General features: G+C 34.7%; 17 protein-coding genes, 1 tRNA gene and 1 pseudogene. 8 read left to right on the top strand and 11 right to left on the bottom strand.

From position 1 onward, the window contains the following. Positions 1-85 precede the first annotated feature (85 nt). The gene (gene asd, locus BU804_RS08270) at positions 86-1,003 is read left to right on the top strand and encodes an archaetidylserine decarboxylase (protein WP_075883695.1); all 918 of its coding nucleotides are present in this window, start codon (positions 86-88) and stop codon (positions 1,001-1,003) included. A 117-nt stretch (positions 1,004-1,120) separates the two neighbouring features. On the opposite strand, the gene BU804_RS08265 is transcribed toward asd, so the two are convergent. From BU804_RS08265 to BU804_RS08250, 4 genes are all read right to left on the bottom strand, one after another. Next, positions 1,121-1,729 (bottom strand): peroxiredoxin, encoded by a 609-nt coding sequence (locus BU804_RS08265; protein ID WP_039355713.1) that lies wholly within the window; start codon positions 1,727-1,729, stop codon positions 1,121-1,123. A gap of 181 nt (positions 1,730-1,910) precedes the next feature. Continuing rightward, complete coding sequence (locus BU804_RS08260; RefSeq protein ID WP_075883694.1) at positions 1,911-2,543, bottom strand: MBL fold metallo-hydrolase; 633 nt, start codon at positions 2,541-2,543, stop codon at positions 1,911-1,913. Further along, positions 2,544-2,617 (bottom strand) — tRNA-Arg (locus tag BU804_RS08255). It abuts the gene before it with no gap. Between the two features lie 135 nt (positions 2,618-2,752). Then, positions 2,753-7,288, bottom strand: a complete 4,536-nt coding sequence (locus tag BU804_RS08250; RefSeq protein ID WP_075883693.1) for an RHS repeat-associated core domain-containing protein — start codon at positions 7,286-7,288, stop codon at positions 2,753-2,755. 232 nt (positions 7,289-7,520) lie between these two features. Here BU804_RS08250 and BU804_RS08245 point away from each other — a divergent pair, with 232 nt between their 5' ends. Beyond that, a complete protein-coding gene (locus tag BU804_RS08245) occupies positions 7,521-8,315 on the top strand; it encodes a 50S ribosomal protein L11 methyltransferase (protein WP_075883692.1) in 795 nt (264 codons plus the stop codon). Between the two features lie 208 nt (positions 8,316-8,523). Beyond that, a pseudogene (locus tag BU804_RS11460) lies at positions 8,524-9,019 on the top strand (IS1 family transposase); the annotation flags it as partial. Between the two features lie 370 nt (positions 9,020-9,389). Here BU804_RS11460 and BU804_RS15480 read toward each other — a convergent pair. The 5 genes from BU804_RS15480 to BU804_RS08220 all read right to left on the bottom strand — a co-directional run bounded on the left by BU804_RS15480 (position 9,390) and on the right by BU804_RS08220 (position 13,718). Then, positions 9,390-9,515 (bottom strand): hypothetical protein, encoded by a 126-nt coding sequence (locus tag BU804_RS15480; protein ID WP_255346660.1) that lies wholly within the window; start codon positions 9,513-9,515, stop codon positions 9,390-9,392. 372 nt (positions 9,516-9,887) lie between these two features. Further along, entirely contained in the window at positions 9,888-10,139 is a 252-nt protein-coding gene (locus tag BU804_RS08235) for an FmdB family zinc ribbon protein (protein WP_075883690.1), read from the bottom strand. 207 nt (positions 10,140-10,346) lie between these two features. Next, positions 10,347-12,020, bottom strand: coding sequence for a chaperonin GroEL (gene groL / locus BU804_RS08230; RefSeq protein WP_075883689.1), 1,674 nt, complete (start codon positions 12,018-12,020; stop codon positions 10,347-10,349). A gap of 24 nt (positions 12,021-12,044) precedes the next feature. Continuing rightward, positions 12,045-12,341, bottom strand: coding sequence for a co-chaperone GroES (locus tag BU804_RS08225; RefSeq protein WP_039355744.1), 297 nt, complete (start codon positions 12,339-12,341; stop codon positions 12,045-12,047). A 141-nt stretch (positions 12,342-12,482) separates the two neighbouring features. Further along, on the bottom strand, positions 12,483-13,718 hold the full coding sequence (locus BU804_RS08220) for an exo-beta-N-acetylmuramidase NamZ family protein (protein ID WP_075883688.1): 1,236 nt from the start codon (positions 13,716-13,718) through the stop codon (positions 12,483-12,485). Positions 13,719-14,009: 291 nt separating this feature from the next. On the opposite strand from BU804_RS08220, the gene BU804_RS08215 reads away from it, so the two are divergent. The 4 genes from BU804_RS08215 to BU804_RS17705 all read left to right on the top strand — a co-directional run bounded on the left by BU804_RS08215 (position 14,010) and on the right by BU804_RS17705 (position 20,322). After that, the gene (locus tag BU804_RS08215; RefSeq protein ID WP_075883687.1) at positions 14,010-17,672 is read left to right on the top strand and encodes a bifunctional proline dehydrogenase/L-glutamate gamma-semialdehyde dehydrogenase; all 3,663 of its coding nucleotides are present in this window, start codon (positions 14,010-14,012) and stop codon (positions 17,670-17,672) included. Further along, the gene (locus tag BU804_RS08210) at positions 17,665-19,842 is read left to right on the top strand and encodes an ATP-dependent helicase (RefSeq protein ID WP_075883686.1); all 2,178 of its coding nucleotides are present in this window, start codon (positions 17,665-17,667) and stop codon (positions 19,840-19,842) included. Before BU804_RS08215 ends, BU804_RS08210 begins: the two co-directional genes overlap by 8 nt. Positions 19,843-19,925: 83 nt before the next feature. Next, a complete protein-coding gene (locus BU804_RS08205) occupies positions 19,926-20,138 on the top strand; it encodes a GNAT family N-acetyltransferase (protein ID WP_143298964.1) in 213 nt (70 codons plus the stop codon). Further along, a complete protein-coding gene (locus BU804_RS17705) occupies positions 20,134-20,322 on the top strand; it encodes a GNAT family N-acetyltransferase (protein WP_079988670.1) in 189 nt (62 codons plus the stop codon). The genes BU804_RS08205 and BU804_RS17705 overlap by 5 nt, the downstream gene beginning before the upstream one ends. Before the next feature lie 114 nt (positions 20,323-20,436). Here BU804_RS17705 and BU804_RS08195 read toward each other — a convergent pair whose 3' ends face one another. Beyond that, a complete protein-coding gene (locus tag BU804_RS08195; RefSeq protein WP_075883684.1) occupies positions 20,437-21,018 on the bottom strand; it encodes a hypothetical protein in 582 nt (193 codons plus the stop codon). 742 nt (positions 21,019-21,760) lie between these two features. On the opposite strand from BU804_RS08195, the gene BU804_RS08190 reads away from it, so the two are divergent. Beyond that, positions 21,761-22,702, top strand: a complete 942-nt coding sequence (locus BU804_RS08190; RefSeq protein WP_075883683.1) for a M4 family metallopeptidase — start codon at positions 21,761-21,763, stop codon at positions 22,700-22,702. Between the two features lie 172 nt (positions 22,703-22,874). On the opposite strand, the gene BU804_RS08185 is transcribed toward BU804_RS08190, so the two are convergent. Then, positions 22,875-25,736, bottom strand: a complete 2,862-nt coding sequence (locus tag BU804_RS08185; RefSeq protein WP_158025042.1) for a leucine-rich repeat domain-containing protein — start codon at positions 25,734-25,736, stop codon at positions 22,875-22,877. Positions 25,737-26,010: the final 274 nt, after the last annotated feature.

The following is a 26,010-nucleotide window of genomic DNA, read 5'->3' as shown; positions in this document are numbered from 1 at the left end:
TATGTTATATTAAATCTATTTTTGATGCATCTATTTGATTATCAATTAGCATCGAATTATTTGCATAAGTTGAGGAGTGAGCGCCATGTCTGACATTATTTACGTGGATCGTTTAACGGGAAAAAAACAAATTGAAAAAGTTTACAAAGGAGCTGTCATTCGTTTTCTTTATGGAGATAGCAAACTAAGTCGTCTAATACAACCTTTTCTTTTACCTCCGTTGGCAAAATGGCCTTTTATTTCTCATTGTTACGGACTTTTACAAAAACACCCTTCTAGTGTAAAAAAAATTTTACCCTTTATCAAAAATTTTGATGTGAATATTTCAGAATTTTTAATGCCTCTAACACACTTTAAATCATTTAATGACTTTTTTATTCGTCGTTTAAAGCCCGAGTTCCGCCCTATTGCACTAGGAGAGAAAATCGCTTCTATGCCTGCTGACGGACGCTACTACTTTTATCAAGATATAGATCAAGTTGATGGATTTATTGTAAAAGGCAAAAAGTTTAGTTTAGCTTCGCTATTAGAAAATAAAGAGTTAGCTCAGGAATATCAGGGAGGAAGTATGGTGATTGTCCGACTTTGTCCCTCAGATTATCATCGATTTCATTTCCCCTGTGACTGTATCCCAGGTGCAACACGACTACTTAATGGATATCTTTACTCTGTCAACCCTTTAGCGATTAAAAAAAATCTCAATATTTTTACACAAAATAAACGCACTATTTGCGAGTTAGCAACCACCCATTTTGGAAAAATTCTTTATTTAGAAATTGGAGCGACAAACGTAGGTAGCATTCAACAAACCTATTGTCCATTTCAACCTGCGTTAAAAGGCGATGAAAAGGGATACTTTGAATTTGGAGGATCTTCGTTAATTTTATTATTTCAAAAAGGAAGGATTCGATTTGATCAAGACTTATTAGATGCCACCCAATCTGGTTATGAAATACGCTGTTTGATGGGACAGCAAATGGGAACTCTCATTCAGAAATTTTAAGGATGCAAAACTCTGTAAAGAGAGTTGAATTTTAAAGCGTCCAATTTTTTTGAAAATAACCCAGAAAAACTTGAGTGCTGGGTTTTTCTGAGTTGTAAAAGAAAGAGGTTATTATTTTTAGATTTTTGGACGACTAACAGGAACAGTCGCAAAATATTCTTCTAATCCTTCATTAGAAGGTTTAAAAGCCTTTTGGCCGTGCTGCCAATTCGCTGGACAGACTTCTCCATTTTTTTCGAAATAAAGAAGAGCATCTAAAATACGAAGCGCCTCATCAACTGAGCGTCCCAAGGGTAAATCATTGATAACTTGATGACGGACAATTCCTTCTTTATCAATTAAAAATAGGCCACGGAAAGCAATGCCTTCGTGAGGAATTAACACATCATAATCATGTGCAATGGTTTTGTTTAGATCGGAAATTAGAGGGTAATCGATACCTTCAATTCCTCCTTTACTTTTAGGGGTATTCAACCACGCTAAATGGCTATAACAGCTGTCAACAGAGCATCCAATTATTTGTGCATTTCTTTTTTCAAATTCTTCAAGTTTTTCTTGAAAGGCATGTAGTTCTGTTGGGCAAACAAAAGTAAAATCTAAAGGGTAAAAAAATAAAATGACATTTTGTCCTCTGAAGTGCAACAGAGAAAAATCGTTTACAATTTGACCATTCACGACGGCTTTTGCTTTAAAATCTGGAGCATGTTTGCCGACTAATAATCCCATAATAACCTCACTTTTAGAGTTCTCTTTATTTAATCAAAAATTCCGATTTTAAAAACTTTAAACTCAGTTTATTTGATCAAATGCTGTTCCTATGTTCCCACATTTCTTCAAAATTTAATAATAAAATCCTGCAAAAAAAGGAGTTTTAAATTTTAAAAAGGTTTTTTAAGTATTTTTTATTTTACTGAAATAATTGTTTGGCTCTAGGAAGCCAATTCTCATTTCCAATTGTTGTCATGGGACCATGTCCTGGATAAACAGATGTAGAAGGGGGTAATTGCGCTAGCTTGTCCAAAGAGGTCCACATTAAATCTGGTTGGCTGGTAGGAAAAGAGATATTTCCAATGGATCCTTTAAATAAGGTATCTCCTGATAATAATTTGGATTGTGAAATTTCATAAAAGCAAACACTTCCCGGAGAATGTCCTGGAGTGTGAATGACTTTAAAAGTTAATTGACCAACAGGGATTAGATCTTCATCATTTAGAAAAATATTGGCTTTAACAGGTTGAATAGTAATCCAACAAGGCAAACCATCCGAACCAGGTTTTTCTAAATTCAGTTGATCCAAAGGGTGCACATAAATGGGGATGTCATAGAGTTTTTTGATGGAATTGATATCAGCGATGTGATCCCAATGGGAGTGGGTGAGTAAAATAGATTGTAGGATAAAATGATGTTTCCTTAAACAATCAAGAAGAAGATTTGCTGATTCTGGAGCAGGGTCAACAATAATCGCTTTTTGCGTAGACAAACAAGCAATAAGATAGGCGTTAGTAGAAAAAGGCCCCGAAGGAAAAGGTTGTATAAACATTGCACCGGAGAGGATTCGAACCTCTAACCGCCCGGTTCGTAGCCGGGTACTCTATCCAATTGAGCTACCAGTGCAAAGAAGACAAAATTATAATTAGGATCTTTCTTTTTTTCAAGAACTTTTAGACAATGTTATCTGAAACTTTCCATGATGGCTATTCAAATTTGCCTTGTCTATGTCAATTTTGAATCAAAAAAATCGCATTCATTTTACGTTGGGGCAAATTCTGCTAAAAATTGTTTACCATAAAATTGAATAAACGGAGAATAAGTTGGACCGCTTAAAAAATGATCTCCAGGCCAGCCTCCCCAAAATAAAGGAGAAAAATCTCCTTGAAATTGTACATTCGTATCTGGATCGAAATAATTACGGAAATGTCCAAATGGTTCAAATAATGTGCTGACACCATCATTGACACTGACGATATTTTTGACACTTTGAAAACCGTTATTGGGAATAAGCGTTGCCGAGCCAAATGAAATCACTCGAATCATTTTTTGTTCTTCAGGTGTTAAAAGATCTCGCGCACGTTCAGTCTCTGTTCCTCCTAAACTATGGGCATAGTGAATAATGGTTCCTCCACCACTAACACCTCCCATTTCATGAATTAAGGAACGCCATTGAGCAGCAAGTAAATGCGCATGCATAGAGCGAAAGCCTAAGTTAAAAGCTAGCTTAACCATTATAGCGCGGCTCACATCCCAGGTCCATCCTTCAGTAGGACGAAAAATGTAATGCACTTTTACCCCTCCATGTGATTCTGAGATGAGTTCTAAATTGCTCAACATATCTTGATAAGTGGTTAAAATTCCATTAATAAAAGTGACTCGTACCTTATTGCTAATTTCATTTTCTCCATAGGTGTTTATCTCTGTTTTTTCGTAAGAATGGCCCATTAATATGTAAGTTGTATTGCCAAAAATATTTCTGTTAATTTTCTCAAAAGCATTGGCAAAAGACTCAGGCAATTTCAATTCACTATGGAGTTTAATTTTGAAATGATGGGCCGAAGTCTGAATTTGTCTAAACGCATCAAAGAAAAAAGTAATAGTAGAATCCCAAATTTCAGAAATAGAAAAAAGTCCGTATAGATCGTAATGATTAATACTATCATTGCGAACGAACGTATAAAGGTTAGGTGTATCGTAAAAAAATAGAGGATCAGGGGTTATCCACCTTCCAATAGTTGAGTCATAATAACGTTTTCCAAATCCAATCAACCCTGTTTTTTCTTCAATTCGCTTACTAGAAAATCGCCAGGGATTTTCAATTTGCGAAATAGTAAACTTTTCTCCGTAGGTATTATAAATACTTTCTGAACCAAAAGCAGAATAGCGATAAAACTCCGCGACTTCTTTAGTTTCCGTGTCAATTAAGCAACGAATCGAGCCCTGATGATCGTGAATAGGAGCATAGATCTTGTTATTTAGCTCAAGAGCTACAGCAGCATTAATTTCAGCCCCTTTCCCTATTCCCAAAACTCTTAATTGAGTTAACTGCCGCTCGGTATTTAAACAACCAATTTCTTTTTGACCATCAAAGAGATAGAAATTTGAATCCGTTAATATCCAATTAGAATGGTCTGCATCCCAGTGGTAATTTTGCTTTTGTAAACACCTGTCAAACGAATCATAAATAAAGTGAATAGCAAAATCATTCGGAGTTGAGACACGAATAAGACGATTTAGAGCATCATATTCATAATAAACAGATTCTTTCCCTTTTTTTTCGACCAAATTTCCATTTAAATCATAACGATAAAAAGCTAAGGGGGTTTCAATCAATTGATTTAGAGAGTCGGTTTTCCATTGTTCCGAATTAAATTTTAAGCGATTAAATAAAGAGTCATATTGATAAGTATGATGAAGTTCTCCATCTCCGGTTTCTTCGATCAATTGATGATCTTCACCATATTGATATGTTTGAGAATAAGTATTCAAAGAATCTTTAATGGTTACTGCCATTAAACGTCCTTTTTGGTCTAATTGCTCAAATGTTTCTGACCACCAAGGAGATAAGGTTTTTTGTAAACGGTCATGCTCGTCATAGTAGTAAGAGAGTACCCCTACGTCTTTAATAAGATGACTTTTTTGAACTTTTCCAGAAGGGATCTCATAAAAATAATCGTGATGATAGTGTAATTGTTGATCTGCTTGATATCTTTCTACAGAAGTTAATAAAGATCCTTCATAACGATAATGGATGCTTGAGTTATCTGGTAAATCGATTTTGATTTTTCTACCGGCTAAATCATAATCAAAAGAGAGAGTAGTTTCAGGTTTTCCTAAATTTTCCTCAATAATTTGATCAAAGGTATTGTACTGACGTGTTTGAATCCCTTGATGGACCAAATCTTCGATGGCTATTAATCGCTTATTTTGGTCATATTGATAACGATAGGCAAATGAATTATCACTGGCTTGATATAAGCTTAAAAGATTGTTTTCATCATAATAGTAGTGAATTTGTTTGCCATCAGGTTTAATAACTGTTGTGAGTTTACCACTCTCATGATATTGATAACGGGTAATTTTTTGTTGGAACGAACCAGCTGCTTCATGAATTGCTACAAGCTTTCCATCTTCATCATAATCCCATTTAATGATATATTGACCGCTATCTTTTCCATTTGCGATGATTTGATGTTTTTCTAAAACCTTTTTTCCAATTTTATTGTAGCGGACCTGATATCCTCTAATTTTTTCTCCAAGAGAATTAAGTTGTAAGCAACTTTCCAATCTATTCAGAGCATCATATATTTTAATGTCTCGAACACCATTTTCATCAATTGTTTCAGTTAATTTAACATATTGACCTAATTGGTTCTGCGTCACTGATTCTTGCAAAAATAGAGTTTCTTTTTTTGGAAAAGAATGTTTTATTCTTTGCTGAACAGAGCCCTGAGAGTCTTCGAGTCTTGTCGCAACGGTTTGCTGCCAAGCATCTTTTTCTTCTATTTTAGTGACAAAATCTGAGTCTAATGAACTAAACCATTCTCGCGTTTCTGTACGCTGACCACAGGCGTCGTAAAACCATTCAATTCGCTTTGTTCCATCTGCTGTTTCATGAAGGGAACGAATTTGACGACCTGCTCCGTCATATTCAAATCGAATGATATGATCTTTTTTTTCATCTGTTATTGTAGAAACAAGATTACCTAGGTAGGAATAATTCAAAGCACGTATTAAAAAGCCCTCTGATAATTTTTCTTCTACACGGCTAATTCTTCCACTCAAATCTCTTATAAAAGAGGTTTTAACGCGACTTTTGTTAGTTTTTTCTTTCAATTCCCCATCTAAGTGATAGACGTAAATTTCTTCTAAACCATTGGGATATTGAATACGGGAAGGTTTTCCCCTTGCCGTATAACTTGTTTTTGTAATGCCTCCTTCCGCATCTTTCATTTCGATGACTTGGTCGGAAATGTCATAAAATTGTTCTAGCTTCAGCTGCACCGGATTGTCATATTCATCTAAAACTGTAGGAAGATGAGTTTTGATTAATCGTCCAAAAGAATCATATTCAAATGCGGTTTCGTTTCCGTAGCTATCGACAGAGGAGATGCAGTGTCCCTCTTCATCAAATTTATCTTGAAAAGGAGATGAAGGAGCTTCAACAATTTCCCCTCGACTATCTTCTGTAGATTTTAGATGCCCCTCTTCATCGTAATGATAACTAACATGATAACGAAGATTGTCGTCAGCATCATAAAAATTTTGTTGAAGAAGCTTTCCCTCGGAAGAATAGGTGTAGCAGATTCGATCTAACAATTTTTCTTGCTCATCTAAGAGATCAAAATATTTATTTTCGACCATTAAAGGTTGAGAAAAGGCTATCCCATCTCGGCAAGATTGAATATTTATAATACGTCGGTGAGTCACTCCTTTCAAGTCAGTAACGGATTCGTTTTGTCCATCATCCAAGATAGTTTGGCAAAGCAATCCTAAATCATCGTAGCAATAAAATGTTCGAGAAATTAGCCCTGCTTGGTTTCCTTGGAGTTTGGCTTCACACCGTTTAGTTTTAAAATCATAATGGTACGTTGTTGTAGCTCCATTATCTTCTCGAACCATCCAAATAAGATCTGGGTGAGCAGGATAATAGCGGTAAACACTGGAATAACTTTCAATTCCATTAAAACTGGGGATACCGTCTGCTTGGATGATCAATGGAATAGAGCAGGAGCCTGATAAATTTCCATAAAGTGTTTCTTGGATGAGTTGACCTTGATCATTATAGCTAAATTGGGTGCAGTGTATAGCTTGTCCCTTTTCGTCCGCCAAGACTCTACTGCTAATCAAAGGAATTTTTAGGTCAGTTTTCCAAAAGAATTTCTCTTGTCTATATAAATCAGATGAGCCAGAGGAAACCTGATATTGCTCTACACTCTGAATCAAATTGTTTGAATAACGATAGATGGTTTTTCTTGCTTGCTGGTCAATAATTTCTGTTAAACCTGGTTGGTAAAAAAAGTAAATACAAGTTCCTTTTTCCTCGTCCAGAACCTGAGCTTTAACTCTACCTATCCTGAAATCCCCTTTGGGGAGATTAACTGTTATATTGTTTACTCTATTAATTCCTTGTGTATAAAATTCATGTTTGTTTCTCGTAGGTTCTGTCCCTTCTAAATGTCCACTTATGACATTGATAGAGTTAACCAAAGGTATTGGAACGGAAGAATCAGTAGCCTCTAATAATGAAATTAGAGAAAAAATAAAAAATATAACAAAACGGATATTATTCATAAAAATCTAATATAATTTTAATTAATATAATGAGAGCATTATAAAAACATTTACATTCTGTTGCAAGTTTTCATTAACTTTGGGGAGAAAACTTAAAAATTAATTTAAATACCAAAAACAGTGAAAAATGCCCTTCAAGAAAATATTAAAGAATTTATTTTCTCTCTATAATCATTACTTTGCTAAAAATTTTGCTAAGCATGAAAAATGAATAAATAAAAAGAGAAGCGGAATGAAGGAACTTTACAAAATTACCTTGAAGAATGATCTAACATTGGAACAAGCCTGGGAAATTTTGGAAGAAAATGCTTTCGAATTAGCCTATGGGGAAGAAGAAGAGAGTAGGGGAATTCTTTATCTTTATTTAAACTCTGAGAATGAGGTTTCCGCTTATCTTTGGATTAAAGAAATTGAAAAGGTACAATTACCTAAAATTGATTGGGAATCACAATGGGCTTTGTATGGTTTAGATTTTAAAAATGGGTCGGTCCACCTTTCTTTTGACAAATTTGGAAGGAAAGCTGAGCCCATTTTACTCAAACCTGGCCCGGGATTTGGAGATTTATCTCATCCAACGACTTTACTTGTTTTAGAACTGATGAGTCAATATTTAATAATACAAAGTGTCATCGATATTGGAAGCGGAAGTGGTGTTTTGTCTTTAGCTGCCCTTGCTCTAGGTGCTTCGTTTGCATATGGGGTGGACATCGATCCAACAGCTATTGAACACGCTCAAGAAAATGCTAAGTTTAATCAAATGGAATCTCACTGTATTTTTATGCTACCAGAAGAATTTCAATTTCATTCTATTACAGTTCCTTTGATTGTGATGAATATGATTTTTTCTGAACAAAAAATTGCCTGGAATACCCTTTCCTCTTTGCATCGCTTACCGGGTTTACGTCTAATTTCCGGAATACGTCAAGAGGAGCGAGACGTCTACTTTGAGCAAACAAAAAACTGGGGGTGGAGATTAAAGGAAGAAAAAGAAAAAGAAGGATGGTTAGGCTTTGTTTTTGAGTGTTAAATTAAAGAAGTGGTAAACTTCAATTTTAATTTAGGGCATTTTAAAAGATTTTTAAGTTCTTTTTGCTGTTTAACTGAAAATAGCACTTTCTTTGTGGAAACGTCGTAATAGTAGACATCGTCAAATTTTGTGCTCTACATCGTTTTTAATTTACGCTATTATTATTTTAATCTTTTTAAATTGACAGTGGCAATGTTCTCATCTTTGCCTAGATTTTATTGATTTCATTATCCATGATTTGCCTGAGGATTTAAATGCCCAAGTCATTTGTCATGAGCAAGATGAGTTAGAAGTGACTAAACTTGAAGTAGATGAGTGATGGCGGTTTGTAGAAAATAAGAAAAAAGATCAGTAGTTATGGCTCGTCTTACATAAAAAAAGTCGCCAAGTGCTTGCTAGGCAAGGTCCTCGAGATAAAAAAACCGCTGAGCTTCTTTTCGCAAAACAGCCTGAATCATTAAAAAAATTCCTCTATTTCAATGATAAATTTAATATCTATTAGAAACCATTCTTTGGAGCCAACATCAGCCAGTTAGCAGGTCAGACAAGCTACATTGAAAGATTTAATTGCACTCTTAAGACAAAGGTGGGCAAGACTTGTAAGGAAAACACTTTCATTTTCTAAAAAGCTAACTAATCCCATTGGGATAATAAAATATTTTATTTGTGATTCCAATGTACAATTGAGAGCCTTACCTATTTAGCACTACCTAAATAAGGATAACAAGAGCTTTATCTATTTAAAAATGGCTCAATGTTTTTATATTAATATTATTTTTTATGTGCAGCAATTGAATGAGATTTTTGGTAAATAAAAAAAGCAGGGTCTTTATTGTAATAAATAAAAGATATTGATATAGTTTTTATTAACTAGTAAGGTGGTTATATGCACTTAACAGGCACTTTCTTAAATTTTTCAGTGAATCAACCAAAATTTTTATCTGATTTTGTTAACAGATCGAAAGACTATTTCAAGTTTGATTTAGCTAACCGTGTGAAGCAAATCGCAAAAGAGATTTTTTCAAAATTTTCTGAGACAATACAAAAAAATAATAATAACAATCATCGTTCCAATCAAAATAGCGTCAAAGGAATTTCGATGCTTTTTTGCGTAACAATAATTTTATTACTTTTTAATTCTTTTTTTCGCCGCTCAGGCTCTTCATTTCCTCCACCTACTCCAAGGATAGGAGATGACATTACACATATAGAAAGACAGCCTAGTGTGTGAAATTAATAAGCGCAGAGCGGCACAGATTTAGATTAAACCCAATAGTTTAAGGATAGCGATTACTCCTACGGGCACGCCTAAAATCCAAAGAAGAGCCATTCTTCCTAATCCCATATTTATTCTCCTGTTTGAAAGTTTTATCCAAATTATTCATGGGTCACATTTCTTGTCATGAACAATTTTTATATTATATAATTGTTATTTATTATATCTAAACTAAAAATAGATTTAAGAGTTATTTCTTTTTTATTTGATAGAATAAAAATAGACGTACATAATTCAAAGTATTTGATCGACAACTAGATAAGCCAAATAATTAGATCAAAAGCGATCGTTGGCTTTTAGTTTTTAGGTTCCGAAGAACAAGAAGAATTTTTTCCGCAAGGGCAACTCTGATCTGAAGTTGATGATGAAGGATAATCCGTAATATAAAATCCTGTCCCTTTAAAATGAAGTCCTACTCCACCTCCAAACTGTCTTTGAAAATTATTTTGTCGACATGAGGGACAAATTTTTAAAGGCTCTTCGCTAATTTTTTGAAAAACTTCTTCTTGATAGCCACAGCTTGTACAACAATAATCGTAATGGGGCATAATAACCTTTGACTGAATAGTCCTGTTGCTAAATTGATTAAGTTTATGCTTAGTTTAAACTTCAGAGTTTATCTAAAGCATTTAGATCACGAAGTGATCAGCTTTCTTTATTTTTTTGGTGATCTCTGAAGGATTTTTTTAACAAGAATATTTAAAATTCATCCCTTTGAGATACAAAGGGATGAATTAGTTAAATGGGTGAGAAGCTTACATCATTCCCATGCCGCCCATACCACCCATGCCGCCCATTCCCATACCACCCATGCCATCCATGCCTGGCATGCCAGCAGGTTGAGATTTAGGTTGGGGTTTATCAGTAATCATTGCAGCTGTTGTAAGTAAGAGTCCTGCAATAGAAGCTGCATTGATTAGCGCGCTTTTGGTGACTAAAACAGGATCTATTACTCCTGCTTTTAACAAATCTTTAAATTCGTCAGTTAAACCATCATATCCATAAGAACCTGTTGCTTCATAAATTTTTTCAGCAATCAAATTTCCTTGTTTCCCACAGTTATTAGCAATAGCTATTGCTGGCGCAAAAGCGGCTTGCTTAATAATAGTTAAGCCTATCGCTTCATCGCCTGTAAGTTGCAATTTTTCAAGGGATTTAACAGCGCGAAGAAGAGCGACTCCACCGCCAGGAACGATTCCTTGCGCAACAGCTGCCCGTGTGGCATGTAATGCGTCTTCCACACGCGCTTTCTTTTCTTTTAATTCTGTTTCAGTCGCTGCTCCGACATTAACAACTGCAACGCCGCCGACCATTTTTGCTAGTCGTTCCTCTAATTTTTCTTTGTCATATTTAGAAGTGCTTGCATTCGCAAGTTCAGCTTTAATTTGAGCAAGGCGGCTTTTCACCTCATTTGGTTGTCCAGCTCCATCAATAATCGTTGTTTCTTCTTTTGAAACCTTAATAGTCTTTGCTCTTCCAAGAACTTCTGGTCCTACTTCATCTAGTTTTAGACCTACTTCTTCTGAAACAACTTTTCCTCCTGTCAAAATGGCAATATCTTGCAACATAGCTTTACGTCGATCCCCAAAACCTGGTGCTTTTACTGCACAAACAGTCATCCCTGCTTTTAGTTTATTGACGACGAGAGTTGCAAGAGCTTCTCCATCAATATCTTCAGCAATAATGAGTAAAGGGCGTGTTCCTTTTTCCATAATTTTTTCTAAAGCAGGAATAATGTCTTTAGCTGCGGATAATTTTTTGTCTGTAATTAGAATATCTGCGTTTGAGAGCTCAACGCTCATTTGTTCTGCATTGGTGATAAAGTAAGGGGAAACGTATCCTTTATCAAATTGCATGCCTTCTACATAATCTACATGTGTTTCAATTCCTTTTGCTTCAGCAACAGTGATAATTCCATCTTTACCCACTCTTTCCATTGCTTCTCCAATAATACGGCCGATCTCGCCATCATTATTGGCAGAAATTGTGGCAATCTGTCTAACTTCTTGGGCTGTATTTACTGGCGTAGAAAGTTGATCTAGAGAGCGAGTTATTGTTTCAACGGCTTGATCTATTCCCCTTTTTAAACTCATTGGATTTGCACCGGCTGCCACGTTTTTGACACCAGCAGAATAAATGGCTTCAGCTAAAACAATGGCTGTTGTTGTTCCATCCCCTGCTACATCAGATGTTTTAGCAGCAACTTGATTAACTAATTGAGCACCCATGTTTTCAAATTTGTCTTTGAGAACAACTTCTTTGGCGACTGTGACACCATCTTTAGTAGAAAGAGGAGAGCCAAATCCTTTGTTAATGACAACGTTGCGCCCTTTTGGGCCTAAAGTGACTTTAACGGCTTTAGCAAGCGTTTTTACACCTTTTAAAATTGATTTTAAGGCTTCTTCGTTAAATTGTAATAATTTTGCCATAAACGGGTCCTTGCATTAAAAAGATTAAGATAAAATTCCTAGAATATCGTTTTCGGATAAGATTAAATAATCTTCATCATTATCTTTAACCTCTGTACCAGCGTAGGCTCCAAAAAGAATGCGATCACCAACTTTAACAGAAAGAGGTTCAAGTTGTCCGCTTTCACTCATTTTACCAGGACCTGCGGCAATGACATGTCCTTCTCTTGGTTTTTCTTGCGCTGAATCAGGAAGAAGAATGCCGCCTTTTGAAGTAGCAGCTTTTGCTCGTTGAACTACAACGCGATCTCCTAAAGGTTTAATTTTAGTCTTAGTTGTCATGTCTATTCTCCTGTTATTTTCATCTGTTTTATTGACTCTGAAAAAAAGCATTTTAGGATTGAAAACGATTTATGTCAAGGAGCTGAAATAAAATTTTAGCAGTTACTTGTTGTAATTGCTAGTTTTGCTAAATGGAAGGGTTCAATAGAGGAGGTAAGAAGCTCTTTTATTCACAAATAAGGCCCGTTCTTTTTCATGAAGAGAGCGTAATTTCCAAAGGATATATTGCTCTTCTTTAATGATTCTAAACACTTCTGCCGTCCCATTGACTTTATTAAACATTTCTTGTCTATGAGAAGATTGATTTAATGCAGCTTGAAACTCTTTGGGATATAAACTTTTTAACATGCCAATAAGTAAATATTGGGTAGAGACAGGTAAATATTTTTTAGGGTTAGTTAAGATTATTAAAACACCCTGACAGTTTTGATGAGCAAAGCGACCAAAAAAAGGGCGATAGTAAAAGGGATGGAAGCGGACGCCTGGAAATTTTTGTTCGTTAAGTTTTTTTGCAAATTTTTCTGCATCAATCCACGGAGCTCCGACAATTTTAAAGGGTAGGGTATAGCCTACACCAATATTAACAAGTTGAAGTTCTCCAAGCAACCCAGTGATAGGATAGTAAAGAGAAGTTTCTGCTTCGGGAATATGAGGGCTAGTTGGGATCCAGATGAGTCCTGTTTCATTAAATGTCATCTCTCTTTTCCACCCTTTCATGGGAATAACTTTGAGTAAACAGTTAATTTTATATTCTCCATTAAAATAAGAGGCTAATTCTCCGATTGTCAGCCCGTGACAATAAGGAATATTAACGTACCCCACAAACGAACGCCATTTTTCTTCTAGTAAGGGCCCATCAATTGTTAAGCCATTAATGGGATTCGGTCTATCGAGAACAATGACTGGAATTTTGAGTTTAGCTGCTTCTTCCATCACATAAAATAGGGTGGAAATGTAGGTGTATGAACGCGAACCGATGTCTTGAATATCATAAATTAAAACGTCGAGATTTTTTAAAGACTCTTGCGTTGGCCGTCTTGTAGATCCGTGTAAACTGTAAATAGGAATCTCTGTTTCATAAGAATCTTTAACAATTTCATCTGCATATTGAATTCCTTGTAAGCCATGCTCTGGAGCAAACAGAGCTTGCAGTTTAAATTCAAAAAAACAGGCATTTTTTTTTAAACAATTGATGGTTGTCTCACCCTCATGATTGATTGCGGTATGATTTGTGACTAATCCTATACGTTTACCTTTGATTAATTCTACGTAAGAAGAATCAAACAGAGAATCGATACCTACTGTAACTTGTGTAAATCCAACAGTCGGAATTACAATAAATATAAAAAAAAGGAATAAAGTTCGTAGGATTTGCATAAGTAAACAATCTATTGATTAAAAAACTCAAAATTATAGCAAATCTCAAGAAAAAACATACAAATTTGAACATTTAACATTTGCCATTTTAAATTCTCAATCAAATTCTTGATATTTGTCGGTTGTATACATCAGTTTCACTACAAATTTTCAGGTAATGGGTTAAGAAGCCTATTAGAAATAGTTCAGTATACGAAACACTTTTTTTAAAGAGATAAGTTTGTTATAAAGAGCGCTTGGTTTTGCGTTGCAAAAGGGTCAATTAATCCTCTATCAAACCTGAGTTAGAACATGAAAAAGTCTTCTTTGATTGAAAATGCCTTATTTCAAATTCATTCAGTCAAAGGAAAAAAACTTTCATTACAAGAAAGGCAAGATCTGGCGATTTCGTTAGCAGCTAAAATGCTAAAAGAGGCGCAATATATTCAAACAAAAGCTGAAAAAAGGCAACAAGCAGAACTTGCTGGAATGATGAACGATCCCGGTGGTAAGATTTTTACAACCGCCTTAACAGACCAGTGTTTTAGAAGTCTTCAAAATAGTAGGGTGGCTGATCAACTTGCGCAAGTCATTCACAAATATGGAATCCCCCTCTACTTATCGGATAAAAAACGACTAGCCTTAAAAGCTTTTAGCCTAGTTGGTAAAATTCTCTCTTCTTTAGCAGTTCCTATTACTATTCGACTGATTCAGAAAGAAACAAGGCATATTATTTTACCAGGAGAGCCTCAAACGTTTGCTAAACACATGAAAAAGAGGTGTCAAGAGGGAGTAAGAATTAATCTTAATCATCTAGGTGAAGCCATTTTAGGAGAAGATGAAGCCAGGCGTCGTTTGCAAATTTATCTGGATGATTTAGCAAATCCTTTGATCGAGTATATTTCTATTAAAATTTCTACTATTTATAGCCAAATCCATTTACTGGCTTGGGAAGAAACGTTAGAAATTTTATCTGAAAGACTGCGTTTATTGTATCGAGCAGCAATTAAAAATAAATATAGACGAGCAACGGGTGAAGTCATATCGAAATTTGTTAATTTAGATATGGAAGAATATCGAGACTTAAACCTAACAGTCGCGCTTTTTAAAAAAGTTTTAGATGAGCCTGAGTTTTTTCAATATCAAGCCGGAATTGTTTTGCAAAGCTATTTACCCGATTCTTATTTAATTCAACAAGAGCTAACGCAGTGGGCGATGCAAAGAGTTAATCGGATGGGAGCTCCTATCAAAATCCGCCTTGTAAAAGGTGCTAATTTAGCGATGGAGCAATTTGAATCCGCTGTTCGTTTATGGCCACAGGCTCCTTACACAACTAAAGCAGATGTAGATGCAAATTATAAACGAATGGTCACGTATGGATGCAAGTTTCAACGTGCTCAGGCAGCTCATTTAGGGATTGCTAGTCATAATTTATTTGATATCGCTTATGCTTTATTACTCCGTTCTGAAAATCAAATTGAAAAAGAAGTCTGCTTTGAAATGCTGGAGGGAATGGCTGATCATATTCGACGAGTTGTTCAAACTTTAGCAGATGACATGCTTCTTTACTGCCCAACTGCCACTAAAGAAGAATTTCAAAGCGTCGTTGCTTATCTTGTCAGACGTTTAGATGAAAATACAGCTCCTGAAAACTTCTTACGACATGCTTTTGATTTAAGGCCTGGCACTGATGATTGGAATAATCAAGTTCATTTGTTTAAACAAGCTTGTCAAAATTATGAACAAGTTTCCGATCAACCTAGGCGTTTACAAAATAGATTGCATAAAGATCATTTGCTCAATCAACGAAAATGTTTCCAAAATGTGGCAGATACTGACTGGTCATTATCTCACAACCGTCAATGGGCGAAAATAATTATTGAGCAATGGAAAAATAAAAAACATCCAGATGTTCCTTTAGTCATTAATGGCTTCCACTATACTTCAGAAAATCGCTGGGGAATTGGAGAAGATCCCTCTTTTCCTGGAAAAATTTTGTACCGCTATGCGTTAGCTTCCAAAGCACACATTAAAGAAGCTTTAAACGCTGCTCAAAATGCTTATTTAAAATGGTCTGCGACAACTCCGCAAGAAAGGGCCAATTTATTAATAAAAATAGCGCAAGGTTTAGAGCTACATCGTGCTGATTTGATTGGAGCTATGATTGCTGATACGGCTAAAACATTGATTGAAGCAGATATAGAAGTTTCCGAAGCAATCGATTTTGCTAATTATTATCGCTCCAATTTATTAGAATGGATGTCTTTGGAGGATGTCAAGTGGAGTGCTAAAGGTGTTGTTGTCATTGCTCCTCCTTGGAATTTTCCATGTTCGATAGCAGCTGGCGGTGTTTTAGCAGCATTAGTTACTGATAATACGGTAATTTTAAAACCTGCTGTTGAGTCTGTTTTAGTCTGTTGGCATTTAGCTCAAATTTTTTGGGAGGCGGGAATTAGCCAGCAAGTGTTACAATTTGTTGTTTGCGAAGATGAACCTGTGGGAAGCGCCTTAATTCAAGATTCTCGAGTGAATGCAGTTGTCTTAACTGGTGCGACGGAAACTGCAAAACTTTTTTTACGCTTAAGGGCAAATTTGGATTTAATGGCTGAAACGGGTGGTAAAAACACAATGATTATAACCTCTATGGCTGATCGTGATTTAGCGATTAAAGATTTGGTTCAATCGGCGTTTAGTCATGCAGGACAAAAATGTAGCGCATGTAGTTTGGCTATTGTAGAAGCAGAGATTTATGATAATCTTCACTTTCGTCAGCAGTTAAAAGATTCTGTAGAAAGTTTATCGATCGGTTCCCCGTGGAAATTAAAATCTAAAGTTAATCCTTTAATTCGTGAAGCTAACCCCAATCTGTTACGTGGTTTAACGCAGTTAGAGGAAGGGGAAGAATGGCTTGTACAGCCTAAGCAAGATTCTCAAAATCCTTATCTTTGGAGTCCGGGAATTAAGCTTGGTGTGAAACCAGGGAATTTTACCTATAATACAGAGTTATTTGGGCCTGTTTTGGGGCTTGTAAGAGCAGAAAATTTCGATGAAGCCTTACACATGATGAATCAAACAGGCTACGGTTTAACTGCAGGTATTCATACCCTAGATGAAAGAGAGCAGAAGCAATGGTTTCAAAAAATAGAGGCAGGGAACTGCTATATTAATAGAACTATGACAGGAGCCATTGTTGAAAGACAACCATTTGGAGGGTGTAAAGAAAGCGGTTTTGGAAAAGGATCGAAAGCTGGAGGTCCTAATTATCTAGTGCAGTTTATGCAACCTTCTCAAAAAAACTTACCTACAGAGCAAAAAGAATTAAAAGAAATACCTCTGGCATTTCTAAAAAATGTTCAGAGACTAAAGTATTTGAGTTCCGAAGAATATGAAATTTTTAGTTTAAGTATGAAAAATTATGCTTTCTATTATGATTTATATTTTTCTCGATCCCATGATCCTTGTTTAGTTAGAGGGCAAGATAATTTACAAACTTATCGCCCGCATAATCAAATTTCGGTTAGGGTACAATCACCTGATCGTTTAATAGACTTATTACGTTTGATAGCAGCCTCTATTATTTGTTCTACCCCTTTAATGTTGAGTACAGATAATCAAGAGACTTACCAAAAATTCCAGTCTTTACGTTTACCTCCTTTCATTTCTTTTAAATTGGAGCCTGAATCGACCTTTATCGAAAGATTAGAGCGAGGTGAGATCAAAAGAATGCGTGTGTTAAGCCCTTTCTCTAAATCTTTAGAAAATACTTTAGCGAATGCAGCTTGTCATTTAAATAGAGGGGAAGTAATGGCCAATGGACGATTAGAACTTCTTCATTTTTTAAGAGAAGTAAGTTTAAGTTTTGATTATCACAGGTATGGAAACCTTGCCGAGCGAGAAAAAGAATATAGACATCCATTGCCCGGTCATAAAGGAAAAACCTGTTTACCTTGTGGAGCTTGTTGTTGTGATGGATAATTTATTTAATTTAAATAAAGAGCAAAAAGACGCTGTGACAACCTTAGAAGGTCCGGTATTAGTATTAGCGGGGGCGGGATCTGGAAAAACGCGCGTTGTTACCTCTAGAATTGTTAATTTGATAGAAAATGGAATTTCTCCTTCTAATATTTTAGGAGTAACATTTACAAACAAAGCCGCTCAAGAAATGAGAGAACGCGTTTGTAAGTTGACTCAACATCATGTTCTCATTTGTACATTTCATAGTTTAGGAGCAAAAATTTTACGGGAAAGCATTCATGTATTGGGATATCAACGTGATTTTACAATTTATGACGAAGAAGATGTTAATAAATTAGTCAAAGCCTGTTTAATGGAACTGAGTTGGCAAGACAAAAAAGTAGATGCCAAGCCTTTTCGCCAAATGATCTCTCAAGCGAAAAATATGTTGCAACAACCTAATCCACACTATGATAAAGAGGTAACTCCTGATTTTGATGAAGCCTTTCCTCATGTCTATGCACTTTATCAAAAAAAGCTTCAAGAGTATCAAGCAGTTGATTTTGATGATCTCCTTTTTTTAACAGCTAAAATTTGGCGTGAATATCCCTCAGTTCTTAATTATTACCAAGATCGCTGGCCCTTTGTTTTAATTGATGAATATCAAGATACTAATGCTGTGCAATACACCATGACGACCTTACTTGTAGAAAAAAGACGTAATTTATTCGTTGTCGGTGATCCTGATCAATCTATTTACTCTTGGAGAGGAGCGAATGTCCAAAATATTTTAAATTTTGAGCGAGATTATCCAGGTGCTAAAGTTATCCAATTAGAACAAAACTATCGTAGCCGTACCAATATTTTAAATGCTGCTAACGCTTTAATCAGTCATAATACGAATCGTTTTGAGAAAGAATTATGGAGTGAACTGGGCGCTGGTGAGAAAGTTAAACTCTTTATTGGAGATGATGATCGAGCTGAAGCTGAATTTGTGGCTTCGCAGATTTCTTATCATCACAAAGAACATCAAATCTTACTCAGTGAAATGGTTATTTTTTATCGAACGAATGCCCAATCAAGGGTTTTTGAAGACTACTTGCTTTATCGTGGAATACCCTATGTCATTGTGGGTGGGATCTCTTTTTATCAAAGGCGTGAAATTAAAGATATTTTGGCATTTTTGCGTTTTGCTCAATCGGGTGCAGATTTTGTAGCCTTTGCTCGAACAATTAATTTACCTAAAAGAGGCCTAGGAGAAACAACAATTGAAAAAATTCGGCAGAGCGCTAATGAAGAAAGAATGACGATTTACGCTTTTTGCGAGGCATTATTAAAAAATACTCCCATGAAATCTATTGTTCGATTAACAGCCAAGCAGAGAGAAGGTTTAACCGAGTATTTAGCAATTGTCCAAGAACTACGTACTTTAAGTAAAGCTGGATCTGTACGAGAACTTGTTTTAGCAGCGATTGAAAAAACAAAATATTTGAACTATTTGATGGAAGATAAAGAGTCCTACGAAGACCGTAGAGAGAACTTGGATGAATTGATTACTAAAGCTGTTGAATGGGAAATTTCTGCGACAGATCCTTCATTAGAAGCCTTTTTAGAAGAACTTTCTCTAAAATCTAGTTTAGATGAAGCTAATCAAGCTGTCGAACGTTTAAGTTTGATGACTATCCACAATGGCAAAGGTCTTGAATTTACTACTACATTTTTAGTTGGGCTAGAAGAAGATTTATTTCCTCATGTGAATTCTAAAAATAACCGTGAAGATGTGGAAGAAGAACGGCGTCTTTGTTATGTAGGTATTACAAGAGCAAAAGAATATCTTTATTTGAGCTTCTGCCATACCAGATATTTATGGGGAAATCTTCGCTTTCAAAGGCCAAGTCGATTTCTTAAAGAGCTGCCCTCAGAATATCTAGAAAAATGTCAACAATCCCAAATAATTTCTAAGCATGCTTTACAAAATCAGCAAAAAGAACGTGTTTCGTATGTGGAAAAACCGCTTCCTAGCGGCGAAATTTTTGCTCCCAGCGATACAATTTTTCATAAAGATTTTGGAATTGGGCAAATCAAGGAGGCTTACGAAGGCTCGATGGGATTGACATATAAAATTTTTTTTACAAAAGACAATAGTGTCAAAACTCTTGTGGCAAAATATGCCGTTTTAAACAGAGTATAACTATTAAGCTGTTACAAACAGAGGAATTATTGTTAGGGAAATGGAGTTAAAAACAAAACAGCTTATTTTGAGGCAATTTACAATTGATGATCTCTACCTTTTTTGCCTGGTTGGTGGCAGATCTAGAAGTTATGCAGTTTTCGCTGATTGACCCTCTAGCAAAAGAAAAGACTCAAGTTTATTTGCAAAAGCGAATACTCGATCATGATACTCAATATGGGTATGGTCTATATGCCGTTGAGAAAAGAGATTGTCAATTCGTCGGATTTGTGGGGTTAACTAACCAATCCCATTGATCAAGAACAATTAATAGAACTAAGGTATCGCTTTCACCCTACTTATTGGGGCAGAGGATTTGCAACAGAAGCCGCATTGGCTGCGGGCCAATATGCATTTGATCAATTAGGAATTAAAAAATTAATCTCGATTATTGATTTTCAAAACTTTCGTAGCCTTGGAATTGCTAAGCGAGCGGGATAGCTTTTTGGAAGAAAATCATTTTTCATGGACTGCCTATGCATATTTATAGCATGACTAGTCGATGTTAGTTCAACATCGACTAGTCATTAAAATGCTCATCAGTTGTCATAAAGGTTATTGCTGATAAAAATTATCTGAGGGATTGGTGTATTGATTGGTTCGGGAGTCAAAATTTTGTGTTGTACTATATGGGTAAGCTGATTGGTTTGAGTAACCTTTATTTGAAGGCTGTGCACAATAATTGTTCCCATCTCCTTGAGGCGCCCTTTTATAATATCCTTCCCGATAAGTAGGAGCTATGCAATTACTATTTTTTTCATATTGAGGGTGATCTGTGGAACGATCAGTCGCATCATAGCCTATTCCACGTAGACCTGGATGCCTTTGGTCATAAGCGTCCGATTGTGTTTCTCCATTATAAAAAGCTTGCTTATCATAACGCCAGTTTTCTTTATAATCCCAATTTCCTAAGTTTACATTTTTCTCATAAAGAGTTTTATCTTCATTACGATCTGCAAAAGCAATTTCTTCTCGCTCATAACGTGGAATGTTTTGGGGCGCTGAAGAAGCATTAGAATTTTGTGAGTTAGGGACATTCGTGGAAGGTAAAGAATTCCCGTAAAGAGAAGTTATCGTTACTAAGGTTAGTTGTAAACCAATATAAAAAATTTTCTTAGAAAAATAAGCGATGTGCATAAAACCCCCAAATGATCACGTTTATAAAAACTTTTTTTTGCCTACTAAATACGAATATGTCAAATAAAAATTTTACAGTGTAGCAATTTCTCTTCATTTAAAAATAATGTAATGAGCTGCATCGTGGAAAACTACCCATTAGTCTTACAAACTTTTCTCGGTTTTGTAATTTTTAATATGCGCATGGGGCTAAAAAAAGTATGAAGTAAACTAAAGTGTAACTAGTTAAAACTAGAGAAAAACTTTTTTATGGCTAAACAAATAATTAAATTTGTCTCGTTTTAATATAATTAATAAGACTTGGTATTGATTAATTTTGGCAGACCGTGGCAAAATTTCCTAAATTTAAAACCTTGGGGTACCGGTTCTAAAACTTTAGAATAAATGTGGTAAAAAACATTTTTAGATCATTGCTTTTAAACAGATGTTTTGATTCTTTTTTGTTAGCACTTTTTTATATTCAAATATCGCTTTCTAAGCATTTATAATTATAAAAGTATATTTCATAAACTTAATTTTTTGAACAAGAGGAATAAAGAGGGTCTGAATGCCTTTCCTTTGAGTTGTGGATTTATATCTTAATTAGTGATAAAGTTTATTTTTGTTGATATGTGAAAATGTTTTAAACTAAATAATAAAATAAATTTTTTTAAAATTAACATATATGCAAATTTAATAAAAATGATTCATTAAATATAGTTCCATTTTATAAAAATAATTATAAAATGACGGAGTAATACATATGAACTTTTCAGAATTTCCTTTTAGGCAAAATTATTCTTCTAATCCACCACAACGAACTTATTCAAATCCTGATAGCATTGAACACATAAAATCTCATTACGGGATAGAATGGGATTATCCTGAGCCGAATATTAAAATTTACACAATGTATTATGGGCGAGAAGTTTGTAAAAATAATCAAGGTGCAACTTCCATAGATCCTGTCGCTGCAAAACTTTATAGCACCGTAAAGAAAGTTTACGAATTTTTTGAGGATGTTTTTGGATTAAGAGGAATTGAGGGTCAAGGTACTATTACAGACCTTTACATCAATTGGCAAGAAAAGAATGCTCTGTGGAGTTGCCCTACTTTAAATATCAATGAAATATGTCGGTTTAATTTTAATGATAACTTTGCAGTAATAGAAGAAATTGTCGCTCATGAATATTTTCACGCTGTCATTTACAACAAACTTAATTATCAGGGGCAATCAGGTGCATTGAATGAATCGTTAGCGGATGTATTTGGAATCGCTTTTAAACACTGGTTGATCGATGAAAAAAATTTACAAAGTCCTAAAACGTGGTGGATTGGAAGCCTTCGCGATTTATCTATTCCATCTAAAATACCTCGAAATTACAAAGTAACCCTTAATGAACATAATTTTCCTATATATGTAAAAGAAAATGATTATGGCTATGTACATAATAATAGCTGTATTCCAAGTTATGCTTTTTATCTAGCAAACCAATTAGAAGGTGGTAGAACATGGGGAATCATTGCCCAAATTTGGTTTAAAGCTGCTCAGGACACGACATTAAAAAGCGATGAAACTTTTGCATCATTTGCTCACAGAACTATCAGGAAAGCTAGTGAATTTGGAATGTCACGTATCATTTTTCAAGCCTGGTCAGACGTAGGTGTTTTATTCACACCTCAAATACCAACGATGAGTTCGTAAGTTTTAAAATATTTAATTTCAAATCCGCATAATTAAGCGTTATTTTTATTAAAATGAGAATTTCATTAGTGTGTAGGTAACACTCATACAAGAAAAAAATTAAGTGAATAATTTTACATAAAATAAACTCATTTAAAGGCTCCCTAGATTTTATTTATATTCACAAAAAATATTAGCTTAGGAAAGCTAAGGTCGCAATATATGCTGGATTCCAAATTGTTTTTTCATTGATGTGAAATTGTGAAAAATAAGCAGAGACTGCTTCCCCATCTTCACTATCAATCTCATTCATTTTATTTGCCTTGTCTTGCTCACAAAGTTCAGCAAGTTGCTCATAAATGGATTGATGCGATTCAAACTCAATTTTATTTAAATGAGAGTCGATAGTGATAAATTGCGAATCATTGGGGTTTAAATTTAGGCTATAAAAGGCCCGTAATTTTTCAATATGAGATGTACTGAGTTGTGATTTAACTGCGTTCATCCAAAATGGACTAGCCATTAAAATGTTTGTTTGTTGTTCAAGTGTTGACGTTTTCCTTAAAATACGTTCTTTAGCTATTTGAATATTTTGCTCAGATAAGCACGCCATCCTTTCATAAAGCATAGAATTTGTTTCAACCGGTAATTCTAAAGCGCCTTTTAAATGAATTTGATAGCACAGATGAACCTCGATAGGATCGGTCATTCTTTGGGAAGCAGATGTTTTTTGCGCAATCTTAAATAGTTTATTTAATCTGGCTAAACCAATAATTAATGTTTTTAATTCCTCAGGGCTTAAATTTTGACTCTGGCATAATCGCATATGAAGCATCAGCTCATTCACACTTGTTGCCATACGATCTCCACATGTACTTGTCGCATCGGCCAAAATTTGATAAGCCACTTGCAAATGATCTAAATTATTTTCGTTTGCCATCCAATCGAGAAAAGAAGAAATTTTTTCTTTAGCGGCTTGTGGATTGGAGATATAAAAAGGAGTGCTTTTTACCCTTGAAAACCAATTTAAAAGATTGTTTTTGGCTGTTTGAGGTAAATTAGACAGTAATTTGGTTTGGCAGTTTTTATTACACCATTCTTTTAAGATTGATTCAAAGTTTAGAAAAATTTGATTAGCCTGATTATTATGAAAGCTATGGGTATAGACTGATACATGAAATCTTGGCCCTTGATAGTTTGATTGGCTTGTCCTTCGATTTAATTGATTAAGTATTTCTCGACTTAAAGGATTGGATTCTAAATAAATTTCGCATTCGGATGATAGATGGAAAAGGCATTCAGGAATAGTTTCAAAATTATTTCCAGTTAGGTTTAGATTTCGAAGGTTTGTTAAGTTCATAAATGTTTCAGGTAATGTTTGAAGTTGATTGTAGTTAAGATGAAGTTCGGTAAGATTGATTAAATTTGAAAATGTTTCAGGCAATATTTGAATTTGATTATTATACAAATAAAGACATTGAAGTTTTGTTAGGTTTCCGAAAGACGCTGGGAGTGACTGAAATTGATTATTTGCAAGATTTAGGTAGTTAATTTGATTTAAATTTCCAAAAGAATCAGGCAATGATTGAAGATTGTTATTATTCAGATTAAGCGTTTGAAGATCGATCAGATTTGTAAGCGACCCAGGTAAAGATTGAAGCTGGTTATAGGCAATTTGAAGTTTTTTAAGTTGAGTTAAATTTCCAAGAGAATGGGGTAGGACTTGAAGTTGATTATTTGTAAGGTTTAGGACGTGGAGCCGATTTAAATTTCCAAAAGAGTCAGGCAATGTTTGGAGATTGTTATTATTTAGATCAAGCGTTTGAAGATTGATCAGATTTGTAAACAACTCGGGTAACGATTGAAGTTGATTATAAGCAATTTGAAGTTTTTTAAGTTGGACCAATTTTCCAAAAGAAGTAGGGAGCAATTCGAGTTTGTTATTGTTAAGGTAAAGTTTAGTCAGGTTTGTTAGATTTCCAAAAGAATGAGGTAATGTCTGAAGTTGGTTGTTTGCCAGATTTAGTTTGTTAAGTTGGTTTAAATTTCCAAAGGAAATAGGGAGCAATTCGAGTTTGTTATTGTATAAATACAGACATTGAAGATTTGTTAGGTTTCCGAAAGAATCTGGCAGTGACTGAAGTTGATTATTTATAAGATTTAGGAAAAAAAGATTTATTAGATTTCCAAAAGAACTAGGCAATAATTGAATGTTCTTTTCTGCTAGGCTGATCATACTAGTATCGTGAATTTCAAAAATTCTACAAAATTGTGCTAGTGCGTCATCTAATAATATAGTTTCCGACCTCGGAATAATCTGATCCATAAGTTCACTGCAAAAGTTAGGTGTAGGACTGGATACCTGAAATTTAGGTCCCTGATAATTTGTTTGATTCACTCTTTGATTTAATTGGTCGAGTATATTTTGGCTTAAAGGATTTTCTTGTAAATTAATGTCACAGGCGGGGGATAAACGGAAAAGGCAATCTGGAATCTCGTTGAACTGATTATTACAAAGATTAAGAGATCGAAGATTCTTTAAGTTTCCGAAAGAATTGGGTAGGATTTGAAGTTGGTTATTTGTAAGATCTAGATGGTTAAGTTGATTTAAATTTCCAAAAGAACTAGGCAATATGTGAAGGTTCTTTTCTGCTAGGTTGATAATCCTTGTATTGTAAATTTCAAAAATTTTGCAAAATTGTGCTAATTCGCTATCCAAGGTCGTTAGATAAGCATCCGTTTTCATTAAAGAACTAAGCGGTAATGGGGGAATTAAATTTGTACTTGGTAAAATTACATCCGATCTTGGACGTATCATAACATTCTTAGAAATGACACTTTTTTTTCGATCCCATACAATCCTTCTCCACTGTGATCGAAGCTGATTTTTATCGAAACAGTCAAATATTAAATGTAACAAAGATTGAAAAATTGTTTTGCATAATAAATGAATCCGGCTAGAAAACTTTAAAGTTTTGTTGGATTGTTGGTAATCATGATTGTCTGAAAAGGCTATGAGAGTAGTAGGATTAAGATTGTGATTAACGCTATTCAAAATTTCCATCCAAATTAGTTGAATGATTTATAAATTATTTATTTAAAAAAACAAAAAAATACACATGCGAAATTTTTACAAATTAATTTGTAATTAAAAATTAATCGTTTAAAATATAAAAAGTAACAAATGTCAGACGTTCTCTCTGTATATCCAAGACCCTTCTAGTTTCGTTAGAGTTGTTGTGATAAAAAAGAGATTTTCTAGCAAACAGGCATAATAGCTGCTACTTGCATTCAAATATTTGAAATAAGATTTTAAAGATAGGTTTTTT

The sequence above is a fragment of the Candidatus Protochlamydia sp. W-9 genome, assembly GCF_001950615.1.
Lineage (GTDB): Bacteria > Chlamydiota > Chlamydiia > Chlamydiales > Parachlamydiaceae > Protochlamydia > Protochlamydia amoebophila.
The sequence above is the reverse complement of the archived record's forward strand: the minus strand, read 5'-3'. Positions and strand labels throughout refer to the sequence as shown.

Excerpts from the sequence above, each read along its gene's own strand:
- asd (WP_075883695.1), top strand. The coding sequence starts at position 86 with ATGTCTGACATTATTTACGTGGATCGTTTAACGGGAAAAAAACAAATT.
- BU804_RS08265 (WP_039355713.1), bottom strand. The coding sequence starts at position 1,729 with ATGGGATTATTAGTCGGCAAACATGCTCCAGATTTTAAAGCAAAAGCC.
- BU804_RS08260 (WP_075883694.1), bottom strand. The coding sequence starts at position 2,543 with ATGTTTATACAACCTTTTCCTTCGGGGCCTTTTTCTACTAACGCCTAT.
- BU804_RS08250 (WP_075883693.1), bottom strand. The coding sequence starts at position 7,288 with ATGAATAATATCCGTTTTGTTATATTTTTTATTTTTTCTCTAATTTCA.
- BU804_RS08245 (WP_075883692.1), top strand. The coding sequence starts at position 7,521 with ATGAAGGAACTTTACAAAATTACCTTGAAGAATGATCTAACATTGGAA.
- BU804_RS15480 (WP_255346660.1), bottom strand. The coding sequence starts at position 9,515 with ATGTCATCTCCTATCCTTGGAGTAGGTGGAGGAAATGAAGAGCCTGAG.
- BU804_RS08235 (WP_075883690.1), bottom strand. The coding sequence starts at position 10,139 with ATGCCCCATTACGATTATTGTTGTACAAGCTGTGGCTATCAAGAAGAA.
- groL (WP_075883689.1), bottom strand. The coding sequence starts at position 12,020 with ATGGCAAAATTATTACAATTTAACGAAGAAGCCTTAAAATCAATTTTA.
- BU804_RS08225 (WP_039355744.1), bottom strand. The coding sequence starts at position 12,341 with ATGACAACTAAGACTAAAATTAAACCTTTAGGAGATCGCGTTGTAGTT.
- BU804_RS08220 (WP_075883688.1), bottom strand. The coding sequence starts at position 13,718 with ATGCAAATCCTACGAACTTTATTCCTTTTTTTTATATTTATTGTAATT.
- BU804_RS08215 (WP_075883687.1), top strand. The coding sequence starts at position 14,010 with ATGAAAAAGTCTTCTTTGATTGAAAATGCCTTATTTCAAATTCATTCA.
- BU804_RS08210 (WP_075883686.1), top strand. The coding sequence starts at position 17,665 with ATGGATAATTTATTTAATTTAAATAAAGAGCAAAAAGACGCTGTGACA.
- BU804_RS08195 (WP_075883684.1), bottom strand. The coding sequence starts at position 21,018 with ATGCACATCGCTTATTTTTCTAAGAAAATTTTTTATATTGGTTTACAA.
- BU804_RS08190 (WP_075883683.1), top strand. The coding sequence starts at position 21,761 with ATGAACTTTTCAGAATTTCCTTTTAGGCAAAATTATTCTTCTAATCCA.